At 61.5% G+C, this 17,160-nt stretch carries 19 protein-coding genes; 8 read left to right on the top strand and 11 right to left on the bottom strand.

The genetic code is table 11. From position 1 onward, the window contains the following. The first annotated feature begins 16 nt into the window (after positions 1–16). Positions 17–1,204: a patatin-like phospholipase family protein gene (locus tag J3P86_RS19180; RefSeq protein ID WP_434698645.1), complete on the top strand. Its 1,188-nt coding sequence runs from the start codon at positions 17–19 to the stop codon at positions 1,202–1,204. A gap of 51 nt (positions 1,205–1,255) precedes the next feature. On the opposite strand, the gene J3P86_RS19175 is transcribed toward J3P86_RS19180, so the two are convergent. The 3 genes from J3P86_RS19175 to J3P86_RS19165 form a co-directional block, all read right to left on the bottom strand. Beyond that, the gene (locus J3P86_RS19175; RefSeq protein WP_305499507.1) at positions 1,256–1,531 is read right to left on the bottom strand and encodes a hypothetical protein; all 276 of its coding nucleotides are present in this window, start codon (positions 1,529–1,531) and stop codon (positions 1,256–1,258) included. A 203-nt stretch (positions 1,532–1,734) separates the two neighbouring features. Next, positions 1,735–2,466, bottom strand: coding sequence for a DUF899 domain-containing protein (locus tag J3P86_RS19170; RefSeq protein WP_434698644.1), 732 nt, complete (start codon positions 2,464–2,466; stop codon positions 1,735–1,737). 19 nt (positions 2,467–2,485) lie between these two features. After that, positions 2,486–2,623 (bottom strand): hypothetical protein, encoded by a 138-nt coding sequence (locus J3P86_RS19165; protein WP_434629130.1) that lies wholly within the window; start codon positions 2,621–2,623, stop codon positions 2,486–2,488. Positions 2,624–2,648: 25 nt separating this feature from the next. Between J3P86_RS19165 and J3P86_RS19160 the strand changes: the two genes are divergently transcribed. Further along, the gene (locus J3P86_RS19160; RefSeq protein WP_434698643.1) at positions 2,649–3,041 is read left to right on the top strand and encodes a transcriptional regulator; all 393 of its coding nucleotides are present in this window, start codon (positions 2,649–2,651) and stop codon (positions 3,039–3,041) included. 126 nt (positions 3,042–3,167) lie between these two features. Here J3P86_RS19160 and J3P86_RS19155 read toward each other — a convergent pair whose 3' ends face one another. The 3 genes from J3P86_RS19155 to J3P86_RS19145 form a co-directional block, all read right to left on the bottom strand. Further along, a complete protein-coding gene (locus tag J3P86_RS19155) occupies positions 3,168–4,034 on the bottom strand; it encodes a DUF6279 family lipoprotein (RefSeq protein WP_434698641.1) in 867 nt (288 codons plus the stop codon). A gap of 80 nt (positions 4,035–4,114) precedes the next feature. After that, positions 4,115–4,825, bottom strand: a complete 711-nt coding sequence (locus tag J3P86_RS19150; protein WP_434572544.1) for a TorF family putative porin — start codon at positions 4,823–4,825, stop codon at positions 4,115–4,117. Between the two features lie 197 nt (positions 4,826–5,022). Then, positions 5,023–5,211: a hypothetical protein gene (locus J3P86_RS19145; protein WP_018607615.1), complete on the bottom strand. Its 189-nt coding sequence runs from the start codon at positions 5,209–5,211 to the stop codon at positions 5,023–5,025. A 318-nt stretch (positions 5,212–5,529) separates the two neighbouring features. On the opposite strand from J3P86_RS19145, the gene J3P86_RS19140 reads away from it, so the two are divergent. Further along, on the top strand, positions 5,530–6,366 hold the full coding sequence (locus J3P86_RS19140; protein WP_305499513.1) for a CvfB family protein: 837 nt from the start codon (positions 5,530–5,532) through the stop codon (positions 6,364–6,366). 419 nt (positions 6,367–6,785) lie between these two features. Further along, the gene (locus J3P86_RS19135; protein ID WP_434629138.1) at positions 6,786–8,240 is read left to right on the top strand and encodes an NCS1 family nucleobase:cation symporter-1; all 1,455 of its coding nucleotides are present in this window, start codon (positions 6,786–6,788) and stop codon (positions 8,238–8,240) included. Here J3P86_RS19135 and J3P86_RS19130 read toward each other — a convergent pair whose 3' ends face one another. Next, positions 8,241–9,413, bottom strand: a complete 1,173-nt coding sequence (locus J3P86_RS19130) for a YbfB/YjiJ family MFS transporter (RefSeq protein WP_434698640.1) — start codon at positions 9,411–9,413, stop codon at positions 8,241–8,243. Positions 9,414–9,516: 103 nt separating this feature from the next. Here J3P86_RS19130 and ptrR point away from each other — a divergent pair, with 103 nt between their 5' ends. Together ptrR and J3P86_RS19120 are read left to right on the top strand one after the other, a co-directional pair. Continuing rightward, the gene (gene ptrR, locus J3P86_RS19125; RefSeq protein ID WP_434698639.1) at positions 9,517–10,410 is read left to right on the top strand and encodes a putrescine utilization regulator PtrR; all 894 of its coding nucleotides are present in this window, start codon (positions 9,517–9,519) and stop codon (positions 10,408–10,410) included. A gap of 139 nt (positions 10,411–10,549) precedes the next feature. Further along, the gene (locus J3P86_RS19120) at positions 10,550–10,678 is read left to right on the top strand and encodes a PA1414 family protein (RefSeq protein WP_256222727.1); all 129 of its coding nucleotides are present in this window, start codon (positions 10,550–10,552) and stop codon (positions 10,676–10,678) included. 154 nt (positions 10,679–10,832) lie between these two features. Here the strand turns inward: J3P86_RS19120 and J3P86_RS19115 are convergent, their stop codons facing one another. The 4 genes from J3P86_RS19115 to speB form a co-directional block, all read right to left on the bottom strand. Then, positions 10,833–12,221, bottom strand: coding sequence for a sodium:solute symporter (locus tag J3P86_RS19115; protein WP_434601499.1), 1,389 nt, complete (start codon positions 12,219–12,221; stop codon positions 10,833–10,835). Positions 12,222–12,327: 106 nt separating this feature from the next. Continuing rightward, positions 12,328–13,857 (bottom strand): purine-cytosine permease family protein, encoded by a 1,530-nt coding sequence (locus tag J3P86_RS19110; RefSeq protein ID WP_434700660.1) that lies wholly within the window; start codon positions 13,855–13,857, stop codon positions 12,328–12,330. 51 nt (positions 13,858–13,908) lie between these two features. Then, positions 13,909–14,316, bottom strand: a complete 408-nt coding sequence (locus J3P86_RS19105; RefSeq protein ID WP_434629144.1) for a YybH family protein — start codon at positions 14,314–14,316, stop codon at positions 13,909–13,911. A 9-nt stretch (positions 14,317–14,325) separates the two neighbouring features. Continuing rightward, the gene (speB, locus tag J3P86_RS19100; protein ID WP_045155351.1) at positions 14,326–15,276 is read right to left on the bottom strand and encodes an agmatinase; all 951 of its coding nucleotides are present in this window, start codon (positions 15,274–15,276) and stop codon (positions 14,326–14,328) included. Positions 15,277–15,607: 331 nt separating this feature from the next. Between speB and J3P86_RS19095 the strand changes: the two genes are divergently transcribed. Together J3P86_RS19095 and J3P86_RS19090 are read left to right on the top strand one after the other, a co-directional pair. Further along, positions 15,608–16,501 carry a LysR family transcriptional regulator gene (locus J3P86_RS19095; RefSeq protein ID WP_434572557.1) on the top strand — a complete coding sequence of 298 codons (894 nt, stop codon included), beginning with the start codon at positions 15,608–15,610 and terminating at the stop codon, positions 16,499–16,501. A gap of 2 nt (positions 16,502–16,503) precedes the next feature. Then, complete coding sequence (locus J3P86_RS19090) at positions 16,504–17,100, top strand: tRNA-uridine aminocarboxypropyltransferase (protein ID WP_434698638.1); 597 nt, start codon at positions 16,504–16,506, stop codon at positions 17,098–17,100. Positions 17,101–17,160: the final 60 nt, after the last annotated feature.

The raw sequence follows: 17,160 nt of genomic DNA, 5'->3' as shown, positions 1-17,160 counted from the left end.
GACACGGAGTATCGCGATGACCCCAGCTGAACCGGTAACAGGTTTGATTCTTTCCGGCGGCGGGGCTCGAGCGGCGTATCAGGTCGGTGTATTGGCAGCGATTGCCGAGTTGCTGCCGGACGGCGGTCGGAACCCGTTTCCGGTGATTGTCGGTACCTCTGCCGGTGCGATCAATGCGGTCAGCCTGGCGAGCGGAGCGATGGACTTCAAGACCGCCATCGAACGCCTGACGGCCTTCTGGCAAACCGTGCGCAGCCACCAGGTGATGCGCAGCGACTGGCGCGGGGTCATGGGCCAGGCGACGCGGTTCATCGGCCATAGCCTGCTTGGCCTGGGAGCCAAGCTGCCGGTGGCGCTGATCGACAGTTCGCCACTGCGCGAACTGCTCCAGGCGCAATTCCATGGCGCGGGTATCGAGCAGGCGATTGCCGAGCACCAATTGCGCGCGGTGGCGGTCACTGCGTTTGGCTACGAATCCGGCCAGGCGGTGACCTTCTATCAGGGCCGCGGCACCATCGACGCCTGGCTGCGTCATCGGCGTATCGGTGTGCCCACGCAGCTGTCGGTGGAACACCTGCTCGCCAGCTCGGCGATCCCTTTGCTGTTCGCGCCGGTGAAGATCGGCCCGCAATATTTCGGCGACGGCGCGGTGCGCCAATCGGCTCCCATCAGCCCGGCCCTGCACCTGGGGGCCAACCGCGTGCTGGTCATCGGCGTCAGCGGCAATCCGCGCGGCGTGTCGGCCCAGGATCCACTGGAACGCAGCTACACCGGCCTGCAGCCGACCCTGGCGCAGATCGGCGGGCACATGCTCAACAGCACGTTCATCGACAGCCTGGAAAGCGACATCGAGCTGCTTGAGCGCCTGAACAGGTTCAGCCACATGCTGCCAGACGATGTGCCGGCCCACGCCCTCGGCGCGGCACCGGTGGAGGTGCTGGTGATTTCCCCAAGCCAGCCGATCGACGAAATTGCCGCGCGCCATCGCCAGGAGCTGCCCCGAGCGTTGCGGGTATTTTTGCGTGGGCCGGGTGCAACCAAGACCAGCGGTGCGAGTGTGTTGAGTTATCTGTTATTCGAGAAAGGTTATTGCAGCGAACTGATCGAGCTGGGACGACAGGATGCCCTGGCGCAACGCGAAGCCTTGATCCGGTTCCTGAGGTTGGCCCAGCCCGGGGTTGCGCTCGGCCTCGCGGCGAATTGACCGGCGACCCCGACCGGCCTGGGCAGTCCTTTCTTATCCGCGCCAAGCCGATTACTCGGCCTTGTTCTGCGCCTCTTCAAGCTCCTTCAGGCGTTTATCGATCAGTTGGCATTTGTCCGGTACGTCCTTGCTGGACGTTTCCAGGTTCATCGCCTGCAATTCTTCATTCATTTCCTTGGCCTTGGCCGGATCCTGTTCGGTGAGCTTGGTCACCTTATCCGCCAGTTGCTCGCGCTTGATGGTCGCTTCCTCGGGCGTGCAAGTGGCCCAGGCGGGCAGGGCGCAGGTGAGGGTGGCGGCGAGGGTGAGTTGGATGAGGTTTTTCATGGCTCGGGCCTCGTATTCCTTTGTTGGGCAGGTAAACGGTTGAGGGCGGGCTGCCAGGGAAAGTTCATTTGGCCGTTTTTCGAGCTTCAAGTAGGGCGTTTCGCCTGGCATCTTTCGGCTTAAAGCAGGCGCCTGCTGCGCAGTCGAGCGGGAGCAAGCTCCCTCGCTACGGGGGCGATGCTCGACTTCGGGTGGTTGGCGCGTCAGCCATGGCAGCAGCTGTGGGGCTTGGCTTCCTGGTATTTATCGTGATGGCGCACCCAGTCCATGATTTCGACTTCGTTGCGGCCCTTTGGCGTGAGGTCGAGGTAGTTGTAGGTGCCGACCAGGATGTCGAGGCCGCGGGCGTAGGTGGAGTAGGTGTGGAAGATGTCGCCGGCTTCGTTGCGATAGAAGACGCTCAGGCCTGGGAGTTCGCTTTCGGCGCTGTCGGTTTTTTCGTAGTTGTAGGTGGCTGTTCCGGCGGCGCTGTCTTGTGCGTTGAAGCTGACGCCGAAATCGTAGTTGAAGTCGCAGCCTGCCGATGAGACCCAGTCGAAGGCCCAGCCCATGCGCCGTTTGAACGGCTGGAATTCGGCGAACGGGGCGTGGGAGATGGCCACGACGGCGACATCGTGGTGGGCCAGGTGTTGGTTGGCGCCGTCGATGTGGTCGGACAGGAACGAGCAGCCTTGGCAGCCCTCGGTCCAGCCGGGGCCGAACATGAAGTGGTAGATGATCAGTTGGCTGCGGCCGCCGAACAGGTCGGCCAGGCTCAGTTCGCCGTGGGGGCCTTGGAAGCGGTAGGGTTTTTCGATTTTTACCCAGGGCAGCGCGCGGCGTTCGGCGCTGAGTTTGTCCCGTTCGCGGGTGAACGCTTTCTCGTGGGCGAGGTGTTCGCGGCGGGCGGCGAGCCAGGCTTCCCGCGAGACGACCTGATGGGACTCGATGTTCATGGGGCTTCTCCTCAGAGACTCATTGATCGGCGATTGCAACGGCTAGTCGTTTGGCGGCCGGCGGATTCGACAAACCGTTGGTCGGCATGGGAAAGACGCCGCCGGTAAACCCGGCTGAACGGCGCCGCACCGCCTCGGTCACAAATTGAGTAGGCATCTCACTCTCTAGAGGATGGACCAGGATGACGACTTATAACTGGGACTTGATCGAACGGTTGCTGCACGAAGTGCAAAATGGCGCCGGCCACAGTTTTACCCCTCGGCCCTATGCGGAGCAGTACGCGGCGGAAAAGGCGGCTCAGGGCGAGGACATCGAGAACCTCGATCATCTGAAAGCGGTTGCCGGAGAGTATGAAAAACTGCTGCTGGAGCGGGGTTACATCGAACCGCGGCCAGAGGAAGAGGGCGGCAATGGCGAGAATTTTGTGCTGACGCCCCGTGGCTCGCGGTTGTTGAGCCTGATCGACAGCAGCATTCCGGGCAATGATCATCCGCGCCAGGTGCTGGATGAGCAGGAAGATGCGCTGGATGAGTTTACTTTTGATGATCTGGCTTCGAAGGCGCAAATTGCCTGATAGATTCACCCATTCTCCTGTGGGAGCGAGCCTGCTCGCGAAAGCCATCTGACAGGCAACTTATGTTTGACCGTCAGGCCGCTTTCGCGAGCAGGCTCGCTCCCACAAGGGGATTTGTGGTGGAAGTTACGGGCGTGCTGCTTTCAGGCACTTCAGATCGCTGAAATCCTTCTTCACCCCGTCAATCTTCTTCAACAGCTGTTCACGCTGCGTCGGGGTGCTCTGCGCCATCAGGTCCACCAACAGGCTGCGGGCCTGGGCTTCGGTTTTGTTGTAGGCCTCGCGGTAGGCGGGCGTCCACAGGCTTTCGCGGTTCACCAGTAATTGCTCGATGCGTTTCGGGAAGTCGGGGCTGTGGCGCTGGGCGACGGCTTCGCTGAACTGGTTCTGCCAGTGGGCGCGGTTAGCGATCCATTGCTGGTTCTGATCGCCAAGCGCGGTGGACCAGGCTTGTACGCGTTGGCGCTGGGCGTCGTTGAGCGGGCCGATCCAGTCGTTCAGGCGTTTTTCCATGCGCTCGGCGCGTTCCTTGATCTGTTGTTGCAAGGTCGGCTTGAGGTAGTCCCGCTGGCGTTTGCGTTGATCCTTGATGAAGGCGGCGTCCATGTCGGCCACCTGGTCATCGCTCAGGCCTTGTAACAGTTCGGTGGCCGATGGGGTGATTTCCCGGGCGGTTTCGGCGATCGCGGCCTTGGCTTCGCGGGTGCGTTGCTGCAGGGATTCGTCGGTTACCTGGTCGTTCTGCACCATGGTTTTGAGGCGATCGAGCCAATCCAGGTAGCCGGGCAATTGCGTAGTGCAATGCCAGCTCAGGTGTTCCTTGAGGCGGTCGTTGAACCAGTCTTTCTGCTCGCCGTTGATCTCCAGGTAATCGTTGAGGGTCCAGGGGATGATCAGGTCGAGGTTGCGGTAGGCCAGGCCGACACGGCTGCAAGCGGTGAGTGTCAGCAGCAGGGCGATGAACATGGCGGTGCGTGTTAACCAGCGCGACATGAGCGAGTCCTTGCGAAGGCGGAGGTGCTTTGTTTGAGCATGGCAGGCGCGCGGCAGTTCAGCCGATTAATAAGTAACGCTTAGTAAAAAGGATGGGCCATCTTGAGGGTCAGCAGGCTGTCGCATTCGCTGTTGTGGCCGGAGTAGGCGGAGCAACTGCTGCCGCTGAGGCTTGAGTCGCTGTAGATCAGGTCCAGGTCGATGCCTTTCCATGGGCGGGAGATTTTCAGTGACCAGTCGCTGAAGCTGCTGACGTAGCCGTTATCCACGGAAACAGGCGAGTTGAGCTGGTGGGTGGTGTATTTGGCGCTGATGCCAATGCCGAACGGCACGTTGCCGCCCAGGTCGGCGAACAGGGTGCTGTTCTGTTTGTCCGGATCGTTGCTCAAGGCGGCGCCGAAGCGGCTGCCGAGCAGGGTCAGGCCGCCGTAGAATTCCTGGCTGTCGAGAGTATCGACGGTAGGGTAGCTGTAGTGGATCAAGCCGACTTCGTAGCCCAGGGTCTGGTCGAAGGGTTGTTTGAAACCCATGTAGGAATCGATCTCAAGGTCGGCGGATACGCCGGCGCTGGGTGACCACTGGCCGACGTACCAACCGCTGTCATGACTCAGGTCCAGGCCACCGTGGAACGAGCCGGTGCTCGACGGCGTGACCAGGCCTTGGGCCATGCTGCGGCTGGGTGTGGTGCCGAGTTTGAGATCGAAGTCGCCGAGCTCGCGCTGGAACACCTGCCCATAAGATGCGGGGCAAGCGAGCAGGCTGAACGTCAGCAAGACAACAGGAATGCGCATGCTTCACTCCATGAATAGCGAGGAGCAGGGAATCGTAACCAAGCTGAAACGCTTGAGCTAGAGAGGTGCAAGCATACCGGCGAATACCCGGCAGCGATGGCCGTTCGTCGATTTATGCGTGAAGGGGATCAAGCGAGGGAGGTTCCAGTCCAAGCGCTTCGAGATTCAAAGCGCTTTGGGACCAGGTGAAACGGGGATTACTTCTTGCCCAGGCTGATCTGCTTGGACGGACCGAAGGTCTGGCCGCTGACACCTTTGGCAATCTGCTGGATTTCACCGCCGGACTTGAGGAACGCAGCGATCTGGTCGTTGATCGACTCGCTGGTTTCAACGGCTGGAGCTGGCTTTGCTTTGCTGTTGGATGCTTTTACGCGCATGACGGCCATTAACCTATGGATAATTAATTGGGCCAGGCATCGTACAGGAAATACTTGACAATTGCTTGGTAAATATCCCTCCGAAATATAGCGCAGCGAGGCCGGAAATATTACCGATTTATGTACGTTTATCGCCCTAAGCCACTGTTTTAAATAACAACCTTTGACGTGGTTCGGGCTCGAAATGGGGCGATTCGCCCTAGCCGCCGTCTGACGAATGGCCGCTCCCTCGCTGAAACCCCAGGAAAATCAATGGCTGCACCGGCGACCACGAATCGCGCGGCAAAACCGGGTAGAATGCCGCCCACGTAATGAGGGTATCTGGAAATGGCTTTAGTCGGGCGCTACAACAGTTTGCAAGTGGTTAAGCACACCAACTTCGGTTTATATCTGGACGGCGGTGCGGACGGCGAAATCCTGCTGCCTAACCGATATATCCCCAAGGATATTCCGAGTGAAGATGAAGACTGGCTCAATGTTTTCATTTATCTCGACAGCGACGACAAACTGATCGCTACCACGGAAAAACCGAAAGTCCAGGTGGGCGAGTTCGCCAGCCTGAAAGTGGTTGAGGTCAACAGCATCGGCGTGTTCCTGGATTGGGGCCTGCCCAAGGATCTGCTGCTGCCGTACTCCGAAGAAAAACGCCAGATGACCGCCGGCGAATACTGCGTGGTACACGTCTACCTCGACAAACACACCCGCCGCATCACCGCAACGGCGCGCCTGGACCGTTATCTGGACAAGACCCCGGCCAACTACACGCCAGGGCAGGAAGTCGATCTGCTGGTTGCCGAAGCCACTGACATGGGTTTCAAGGCAATCATCAACAACAAGCATTGGGGCTTGATCCACAAGAACGAAATCTTCAAGTTCATGCGCGCCGGCATGCAGGAGAAGGGGTTCATCAAGGAAATCCGCCCGGACGGCAAGATCAGCCTGAGCTTGCAGCCAGTCGGCCAGGAAGCGGCGACCAGCCTCAATGCGAAGATCCTCGCCAAGTTGCGCGACAACAACGGCACGCTGCCGGTCAGCGACAAGAGCGACCCGGCGCTGATCAGCAGCCTGTTTGGCGTGAGCAAGGGCAACTTCAAGAAGGCCATTGGCGCGCTGTACAAGAATGGGCAGATTGTCATTCATGCGGATCGTATTGAATTGAGCTGATCGGACTCAAAGCGATGGAACCTTGGCAGGGTATTACCCTGTGGCGAGGGGATTTATCCCCGCTGGGGCACGAAGTGCCCCTAACTCCTCTCACCGTGATCTGCCAGAAAGATTGAGTCGATTGTCTTGGGGTTGCTTCGCAACCCAGCGGGGATAAATCCCCTCACCACAAAAGCAGTGCTTGCCTGCTATCTGTATACAAAAAAATGCACCCTAAGCATGCACCCGCGCCCCGTTCGTGGGCGTATGCCTGTGCTCGCTCGGCCTTCGCCTGCCCTGTAAACCACGGTTTGTCTCGGATCTTGCGCCTGTGGCACGCATTCTGCGTAGCAACTCGTATACAAACCATGCCGGCTCCCGTGCGCAGTGTGGTGGACAATCAATTCGGGGGCACGGCGGTACTCAAAAGGAGCCCCGCAATGTCCGAGCAATTGCCCAACGGCTACAGCCCCCGTCTCTATAACGAAGATCTGGGGCCGCTGCCGCAGAAATGGAATTGGTACAACATCTTCGCGTTCTGGATGAGTGATGTGCACAGCGTCGGCGGCTATGTGTTTGCCGCCAGCTTGTTCGCTCTGGGCCTGGCGAGTTGGCAGGTACTGATCGCGCTGCTCGGCGGGATCTGCATTGTGCAGTTGATCGCCAACCTGGTCGCCAAGCCGAGCCAACAGGCGGCGGTGCCTTATCCGGTGATATGCCGGCTGGCGTTCGGCGTGTTCGGAGCGAATATCCCCGCGGTGATCCGCGGCCTGATCGCCGTGGCCTGGTATGGCATCCAGACGTATCTGGCGTCCAGCGCACTGATCATTGTGGTGCTGCGGTTCTTTCCTTCGATGGAAGCCTACGCAACGCCGCATTTTGCCGGTTTGTCCTACCTGGGCTGGTTCGGTTTCCTCGGGTTGTGGTTTGTCCAGGCGCTGGTGTTCTGGACGGGCATGGAGTCGATCCGGCGTTTTATCGACTGGGCCGGGCCGGTGGTGTATGCGGTGATGTTCCTGTTGGCCGGCTGGATCGTCTGGAAGGCCGGCTGGAGCAACATCAGCTTTACCCTGGCGGAGAAATCCCTGTCTGGCTGGCAGGCGTTCGGCCAAGTGATCGTGGCAACAGCCCTGGTGGTCTCGTATTTTTCCGGCCCGACCCTGAATTTCGGTGATTTCAGCCGGTACTGCCGGAGCATGTCTGACGTGCGTCGGGGCAATTTCTGGGGGCTGCCGGTAAATTTCCTGGCCTTCTCGCTGGTCACCGTGGTGATTGTGTCCGGGACGTTGCCAGTATTCGGCGAAATGCTCCATGACCCGATCGCCACCGTGGCGCGCATCGACAACGACGTAGCGGTGTTGCTGGGGGCTTTTGCCTTCGTGACCGCGACCATCGGCATCAATATTGTCGCCAACTTCGTGTCCCCGGCCTTCGACTTCGCCAACGTGGCACCGAGCAAGATCAGTTGGCGCGCCGGCGGCATGATCGCGGCGGTGGCCTCGATTTTCATCACGCCGTGGAACCTGTTCAACAATCCTGAAGTAATCCACTACACCCTGGACGTCTTGGCGGCGTTTATCGGCCCGTTGTTCGGCATCTTGCTGGTGGATTACTACCTGATCAAAAAGCAGCAGATCGACGTCGACGCGCTGTTCAATGATGGGCCGAGCGGGCGTTATTACTACAGCGGCGGCATCAACTGGACGGCGGTCAAGGCGTTGATTCCGGCGACGCTGATGGGCGTAGCAATCACCTTCACACCGCTGCTGCAATCGATGGCCAACTTTGCCTGGTTCACCGGGTGTTTCCTCGGCGGGGTGCTGTATTTCGCCTTGGCGCGGCGTGAGCCAGCCCTACAACTGAATACCTCGCTCAACCCGGCTGGCCAGGCCTGATCAGCGCAGGGCGGTCTGCGCGCAGGGGCTCGCCGCGCCACGTCTGGCGGGCCGCAGCAACAGTCCGCCGGCCAACAACAGTCCGCTGCCGGCGACAATCAGTGCCGGTTGCAGGCCGCCACTGAAATGGCTGCTCAGCGCCGCCAGCAGGGGGCCGCTGAGCTGGCCGATGGCAAAACACGCGGTCAGCAGGCCGACGTTGCGCTGGGTCGCGTGGGGGGCCAGTTCTCGGGCACGCATCACCATCAGTTGCATGCAGGCGAGAAACGGCGCGCCACAGAGAAACACGCCCAGGGCCAGGCCCGTGCCGCTGCCCAGCAGGCAGGCAAACACGCCAGCGGCTTGCAGCCACAACGTCGCCATCAGCCAGCGACTGGTGGTGTTCGGGTTCGGCCGGCGCAGGCTCACCAGCAGCACACCGGTGGCGGCGGCCAGGCCGAAGCAGGGCCAGAACAGGTCGGCCTGCCATTGCCCGTGAAATTGCGCCGAAGCCATCTGCGACAGAAACGTCGCTGGAATGATGTAGCCCACGCCATACAAGGCGTAGACCACGCAAAGACGGGCGATGCCGCTGCTGCCGGAAGCGACGACTGGCGCTGCGAGGGTGGCCGCCGGCGCGGGTTTCGGCAGGGCCGGCAGGATGACCAGCAGCATCAGCAGCGCCGCGCCAGCGTACACCAGCCACAAGGTGGCGGATGTCTGGCCCAACAGGTTCGAGCCAAGGGCCAGCAAGCCGGTAAGAAAAATCCCCATGCCCGGCCCGGCAAATACCAACGCGCCCAGCCGAGGCCGTCCCGCTGCCGCCGCCAGGGGTTGGCTCAACGCGGTGATCATCACCATCACCCAGGCGCTCGCCACGCCGGTGCCGAAGCGCAGCGCCAGGTGCGGCCAGAAGCCCCAGGCCCAGAACGACGCCAGCGTCAGCAGCACGCATAACCACAGGCCGCCCAACAGCCGTCGCTGCACCTGTTCGGCGCGACGGGCGAACATGGCGTCCAGAGCGCCTAGGAAGTAACCCAGATAGTTGGCGGCGGCAATCAGACCGGCGGCGGTCAAGTCGACCTGACCTTCGCCGATCAAATGAGGTAACTGCGGTGTAAGGGCGAAGCGGCCGATGCCCATGGCCATTATCAAGGCAATGAAGCTGGCGAGCAGGCGAGTCAAGGGCGACATGGTCGATCTCCGGCGTCGAGGTGATTGACCGTCAGGCTAGAACCGATTGACTTTCATTAAAAATGAATAATAGTGAGTAACTTGTTCTTTTTTGGAGAATGTCGTGGAGTTCAGCCAGTTACGGATTTTCCAGGCCGTGGCCGAGGAAGGTTCCATCACCCGGGCGGCCGAGCGCTTGCACCGGGTGCCCTCGAACCTCTCGACCCGGCTCAAGCAGCTCGAAGAGCAGCTGGGCGTGGACCTTTTTCTGCGCGAGCGTCAGCGTTTGCAGTTGTCGCCTGCGGGAAAAGTCCTGTTGGACTACGCGACCAAGCTGTTCGCCCTGCATGACGAAGCCCATGCGGCGGTGCAGGGCGGCCAGCCGGCCGGAGATTTTGTGTTGGGCACGATGTACAGCACAGCGGCGACCCACTTGCCGGACTTGCTGGCGGCTTACCACCGGGCCTACCCGGCGGTGAACCTGCAAGTGCAATCGGGGCCGAGTGGAGAATTGCTTGAAGGCCTGCTCACCAATCGCCTCGATGCGGCGCTGGTAGACGGTCCGCTGGAGTTGGCCGGGCTGGATGGCGTGCCGTTGTGCGACGAGCGGCTGGTGCTCATCACCGAGGCCGCCCATCCACCGGTGCGCAGCGCGCTGGACGTGCAAGGCCGTGCGGTATTCACCTTCCGGCGTGGCTGTTCGTACCGGATGCGCTTGGAAGCCTGGTTTGCCCATGATCATGCGACCATGGGCCGGGCGATGGAGATCGAGTCGTACCAGGGGATGCTGGCCTGTGTGATTGCCGGCTCCGGAGTGGCGCTGATGTCCGAGTCGATGCTCGCCAGCCTGCCGGGGCGGGAACGGGTAAATGTGCATGCGTTGGCCGAGCCGTTTGCCAGCGCGACGACCTGGTTGATGTGGCGCAAAGGCATGGTCGGCGCCAACCTGAACGCCTGGATCGAGTTGCAGCAACAAGCGTGGCCGCGGGCGCCAATGATCACGGCGCAATCGGCTTGAACTCCCGGCGTGGGATTTGGATCAATTCAGTAACAGATCATTGCAATCTGTAACGAGCATTGCGTAGGACTTCGGACTATTATCAGTGCGAAGGGGCCACAGAAATCTGCCGCTCGCACCACCCTGAGGGGGCACCACGATGAAAGAGAAAATCCAGAACTGGCTTCACGACTTGGGTGTCGCGCTCGGCTTGATCGAACCTCCCATGCAGCCGATCCCGATCCGCACCGACGACGAGCAACGCCGCCGCCAGCCGCGCCGCCGGTAAACCCACTTTTTTGGAGAGATCGCAGTCTCAGGCCGTTTCAATTGAAACGGCCTGAGACTGCGATCTTTTTATTTGTGTCATGAGCCCCCTGTGGCAAAAAAAGGGGTATGGCACCGACGCCATACCCCTCGAAGAAAACTCTTCTGGTACCTGATCAAACCGCCTTGGCCACCACCTCCGACCGTGGCGACAGCAGGCTCACCACCACGAAGCTCACCAACGCCACGCTCAGGCTGTAGTAGATCGGCGTGTTCGCATCCAGGCCGTCCTTGAACATGAAGAACAGCGCGGTGACGAAACCCAGCGACATGCTGGTGATCGCGCCGGCGGTGGTTGCGCGTTTCCAGTAGATCGCCCCGATCAGCGGGATCAGCATGCCGCCGACCAGCAGGTTGTAGGCCAATGTCAGGGCGCTGATCACGTCGCTGACGACCAAGGCGATAGCCAATACCACCGCGCCCAGCAGCAGGGTCGCGATACGGTTTTCGTGAACGTCGCCGTCGCCGCTTTCACGGCCCTGGCGCAAGCGGGGCAGCAAGTCCTGGACCACCGTGGTGGATGCCGCAAGCAGGCCTGCTGCGGCGGTGGACATCAATGCCGCCAACGCGGCTGCGATCACCAGGCCACGAATGCCGTTCGGCAGGCTGGTTTGCACCACACTGGCGAAGGCGTTGTTGACGTTTTCCAGGTCCGGCAGCAAGACTTTGGCGGCCATGCCGATCAGCGCACCGGCAAGGCCGTAGAGCACACAATACAGACCTGCCGCGGTGCCGGCGACTTTCGCCACGCCTTCGCTGCGGGCGGTGAACACCCGTTGCCAGATGTCCTGGCCGATGAAGATGCCGAAGAAGTAGATCAGGAAGTAGGTGAGGATAGTGTCCCAGCCGATGGCGGTGAAATCGAAATAACGCGCCGGCAAAGCCGCTACCATCGCGTCCCAGCCACCAGCGTCACTGATGGACATTGGCATCAGCAGAAACACCAGGCCGATGGTCATGATCAGGAACTGGACGATGTCGGTCAGGGTCAGCGACCACATGCCGCCGATTGTGGAATAAAGAACCACCACGCCGCCGCCCACCAGGATCGAAACCCAGAAGGGCAGGCCGAACAGCACCTGCATGACCGTGCCGATGGCGATGGTCGAGGTGGCGCCGATCATCAGCGCATAGACCAGCATGATCACCGCGCTGGCATGGCGCGCGGCCGGGTTGTAGCGGCGCTCCAGCACTTGGGTCACGGTGTAGATCCTCAGCTTGAGCAACGGCTTGGCGAGGAACAGGCTCAGCCCGACGATGCCCAGGCCGATGGCGCCGCACAACCAGAAGCCGGAAATGCCGTGGACATAGCCCAGACGCACAGTGCCGATGGTCGACGCGCCACCCAGCACGGTGGCGGCCATGGTGCCCAGGTAAAAACCCGGACCGAGGTTGCGCCCGGCGACGAGGTAGTCGTCGCGGGTCTTGGCGCGGCGCATGCCGTACCAGCCCAGGGCGATCATGCCGGTGGCGTAGATGAGAACGACGATTAAATCCAAGGCCATGATGGCGTGTCTCCGGTTCTATTTTTATCGGAAGTCGGGTGGGTTGCAGTTTGTGGCGAGGGGATTTATCCCCGCTGGGCTGCGAAGCAGCCCCAACACAGGCAACTCAATCTGTCTGGCACACCGAGATGTCAGGGTTTGGGACCGCTTCGCGCTCCAGCGGGGATGAATCCCCTCGCCATACCTGCGGCCCATACACCGCCGCCGGTTCCGGAAACAGCCCGAGCAACAGCAGGTACACCACCGAGGCCAGCCCCAGGGTCACCGGCAGACTGACGTCGATGCCACCGGCCAGCTCTCCCAACGGCCCGACGAATTGCCCCGGCAGGTTGACGAAGCACAGCCCCACCAGTGCGCTGGGAATCCACGCCCCCAGGCCGCGCCAGTTCCAGCCATGGCTGAACCAGTAGCGCCCGCCGGTTTCGCCACGGGTGAAGACTTGCAGGTCGTCCGGGCAGTAGAAGCCGCGGCGCACCAGCAGGCCGATGATCATGATCACCATCCACGGCGTGGTGCAGGTGATGATCAGCACGGCGAAGGTCGAGACGCTCTGTACCAGGTTCGCGGCGAAGCGCCCGATGAAGATGAACGCAATCGACAGCACGCCGATCAGCAGCGTCGCCTTGACCCGCGACAGCAGCCGTGGGAACACGCTGGACATGTCCAGCCCGGTGCCATACAGCGAGGTGGTGCCGGTGGACATGCCGCCGATCACCGCGATCAGGCACACCGGCAGGAAGAACCAGCCCGGCGAGACCGCCAGCAGGCCGCCCACGTAGTTGCTCGCGGCGATGTAGTCCGGCGCCTTGATCGCGACGATGGTGGCGGTGGCAAGGCCGAACAGAAACGGTATCAGCGTGGCCAACTGAGCGGCGATGACCGCCAGCATGATGCGTGGCTTGGGCGTGTTGCGCGGGATGTAGCGCGACCAGTCGCCGAGGAACGCGCCGAAGGAAATCGGGTTGCTCATGGCCACCAGCGCCGCGCCGATGAAGGCGGCGTAGAAGCCCGGCTGGCCGAGGCTGACCGTGCCGGCGAACTGGCTGTCGAAGCTCGGCGCGAAGGCGAAGATGCCCAGCAGGAACAACAGGCTGGCGGCCCACACGGCGATGCGGTTGACCCACAGCATGAAACGAAAGCCGTAGATGCACACCGTCAATACCAGCAGGGCAAACAGGCCGTAGGCCAGGCCCAGGCTCAGGTCGGTTTCCGGTACGCCGACCAGTCGCTTGGCGCCGCCGATCAGCGCGTCGCCCGAGCTCCACACCGACAGCGAGAAGAACGCGATGGCGGTCAGCAGCGAGAGGAACGAGCCGACGATTCGCCCATGGACGCCAAAATGCGCACCCGAGGACACGGCGTTGTTGGTGCCGTTGAGCGGGCCGAACAGGCCCATCGGCGCGAGGATGATCGAACCGACCAGTACCCCCAGCACGATGGCCCAGACTCCGGCCTGGAATGACAGCCCGAACAGCACCGGAAAGCTGCCGAGCACCGCGGTGGCAAAGGTGTTGGCGCCGCCGAAGATCAGTCGAAACAGATCCCCCGGGCCGGCGGTTCGTTGGTGGTCGGGGATCTGTTCGACCCCATTGGTTTCAATTTGCGTAAGGCTTTTATCGTTATTGTTATTCATGATCTGCTCCGATCATCGAGGCGCGTTCATCGGATGTGAACGTCGCCTGTTTGGCTAAGGGGGTGGCAGCCCTTCCGGCATTGCGGACAAATGTTCATGACAGGCCAGCCATAGGCCTTGTTGTTCTTGGCGAAACACGATGGTTTCGCGCTCCTGGCTAAAGTGCAGCTCCCCTTGCATGCGCAGCTCGGTGGCCACGTCATGGATGAAAATCGCCACGTCCCCTTGCAGGCTGACGAAGGCGTTGTTCGAGGTGCAACGCAGCACCTCGAAGCCATCCTCGGCGCGCCAGCGGTCCCACATGGCCTGGTAGGCCTCGCGTGACAGCAGCGGCTGTTCGAGGGTGTAGAACACGAAGCTCGCATCGGCGCTGAATGCGCCGAAGTAAGCCTCGCGGTCATTGCGGGCGAAGGCCGATACCAGTTCGGCGGCGGCCTTGAGAACCTGATCTCGATGGCTCATGGCGGCGCCTCAGCGATGGACCACGCCGGGCAGTACGCAGAGCATCTCGTACAGCAGGTTGGCGCCCAGCAGCGAGGTGTTGCCGGTGGTGTCGTACGGCGGCGAAACTTCTACCAGATCGCAACCGACCAGGTCGAGGCCCTGGCAGCCACGGACGATCTCGATCGCCTGGATGGTGGTCAGGCCGCCGATTTCCGGGGTGCCGGTGCCTGGCGCCCAGGCCGGATCGATGCCGTCGATGTCGAAGCTCAGGTACACCGGGCCGCCACCGACTTTCTCGCGCACTTCGGCCATCAATGGGGCCAGAGACTTGTGCCAGCATTCTTCGGCCTGGACCACACGGAAGCCCTGGTTACGGCTCCAGTTGAAATCCTCGGCGGTATAACCCTGGGCGCGCAGGCCGATCTGCACCACGCGATCGCAGTCGAGCAGGCCTTCTTCCACGGCGCGGCGGAAAGTGGTGCCGTGGGCGATTTTTTCGCCGAACATGTGATCGTTCACATCGGCGTGGGCGTCGATGTGCACGAGGCCGACCTTGCCATGCTTTTTGTGGATCGCCCGCAGGATCGGCAGGGTGATGGTGTGGTCGCCGCCCAGCGTCAGGGGGATGACGTTGTGTTCGAGGATCTTGTGGTACGACTCTTCGATGATCCGCACCGCGTCCAGCAGGTTGAAGGTATTGATTGCCACGTCGCCAATGTCCGCCACCGACAGCGAGTCGAACGGCGCGGCACCGGTGGCCATGTTGTAGGGACGGATCATCACGGATTCGGCGCGGATCTCGCGGGGCCCGAAGCGGGTACCGGCGCGCAGGGAGGTGCCGATGTCCAGTGGCACGCCGACAAAGGCTGCGTCCAGGCCGGCGGCGGTGGGCAAATGGGGCAGGCGCATCATGGTGGCGATGCCGCCGAAGCGCGGCATTTCGTTGCCGCCCAGTGGTTGGTGAAGAATCTTGTCCACGGGTAGGGCCTCATCGTTTGTTTTATTTATCAGGGGCCGATTCTGCGAAAAGCCTTCGCCGTGAAGAATCGCTGACGGCAAATACTTAGTTCAGATTTTTCTAAACTAATGCGAGACGGGGCGATAGACTCCGCTGCGACGCCTACTCCATCCCGTGGCGAGGGGATTTATCCCCGCTGGGGCGCGAAGCGGCCCTAAACCCAGGCACCTCGGTGTGTCAGGCTGTTTGAGTTGGCTGTCTTGGGACTGCGCAGCCCAGCGGGGCGGTGCGACGTTTCGCTAAATCCCCTCGCCACAGGTTTGCAGTGTCCTGTTTGTATTTGGAGTCCCCATGGCCAACGCTCTACCCGACCTGAAACTGCTGCGCATTTTCGTCAGCGTGGTCCGTCACCAAGGGTTTGCCAATGCCCAGCACGAGCTCAACCTTTCCACGTCGGCGATCAGCACCTATATGAGCCAACTCGAATCGGCCCTGGGCCTGGTGCTCTGTCATCGTGGGCGGGGCGGGTTCAGCCTGACCAGCAAAGGCGAGCTGTTCCATCAGGAGACCCTGCGCCTGTTGGGCGAGCTCGAAGGTTTCGAGCAATACGCCGCGGCGCTCAAGGGTGAGTTGCGCGGTACGCTGAACCTGGGCGTGATCGATTCGACGGTCAGCGACAAGGCGTTGCCGTTCGCCGAAGCCATCGGCGCCTACAGCCAGGAGCACCCGGCGGTGCATTTGCACCTGTCGGTCATGAGCCCCTACGAGTTGCAACTCGGCGTGCAGGACAATCGCCTGGACCTGGCCATCGGCGCGTTTTCCACGCGTATGAGCGGGCTGGTCTATATGCCGCTGTACCGCGAACAGCACTGGTTGTATTGCAGCAACCGGCATCCGTTATTCAACGAACGGCGCATCCCTGAGCAACTCATTACCCAGCAGCGTATGGTCGGGCGCGGTTACTGGAGCCAGGCCGAACTGGCGCGCCACGGCTTCAAGCACAGCGCGGCGACGGTAGAAAGTATGGAAGCGCAACTGATTCTGGTGCTGTCCGGTGCCTACATCGGTTATCTGCCCGAGCACTACGCCCAGGCCTGGGTCGACAAGGGCGATCTGCGCGTGCTGCTGCCGGCAACCTTTGGCTATCAGGCGCCGTTTTCGATGATCGTGCGCCGTGGCCGCAGCCGCGAGCCGCTGATCCAGACCTTCCGTGATCTGCTCAAAGCTCAACTGAACCAGGCCTGACCATGTCCAGAATTCAATGCCCGCGTTGCCACCGTCCGCAAAGCCATTGCCTGTGCCCGTTGATCCCCAGTCTCGACAGCCGCACCCGTGTTCTGCTGTTGCAGCATCCCAGCGAGGTGAACCATGCCTTGAACACGGCGCGGTTGGCGGCATTGGGCCTGAACAACGCCGAATTGATCGTCGGCGAGGTGTTCGACGATTTGCCCAGGTTGCTCGATCAACCGGGTTATCAGGCGCGGTTGTTGTTTCCCGCCGACGATGCGCAGCCGATGCAAGCCTACGGTCCCAGCAATGACCCGTTGTTATTGGTCGTCCCCGACGGCACCTGGCGCAAGGCGCGCAAGCTGCTGCACCTGAACCCGTTGCTGGCGGCGCTGCCGAGGGTCACCCTCGCCAACGGCGGCGTGTCCCGTTACCGCTTGCGCAAGGCGCCCGGGCCGGGCGCGTTGTCGACGGTGGAGGCGATTGTCCAGGCACTGCAAACCCTCGAAGCACCGACAAGTTTCGAGCCGTTGCTGAGGCCGTTCGAGGCGCTGATCGAGGGGCAGATCGCGGCGATGGGGGAGGACACCTTCAGGCGTAATCATTCCGGGAAGTAGGTTGTTGGTGCTGGCCTCTTCGCGAGCAGGCTCGCTCCCACAATGGATCTTCTGTGCTCA

The organism is Pseudomonas sp. D1-1, assembly GCF_051132225.1.
In the GTDB taxonomy this organism is placed as follows: domain Bacteria; phylum Pseudomonadota; class Gammaproteobacteria; order Pseudomonadales; family Pseudomonadaceae; genus Aquipseudomonas.
The sequence above is the reverse complement of the archived record's forward strand: the minus strand, read 5'-3'. Positions and strand labels throughout refer to the sequence as shown.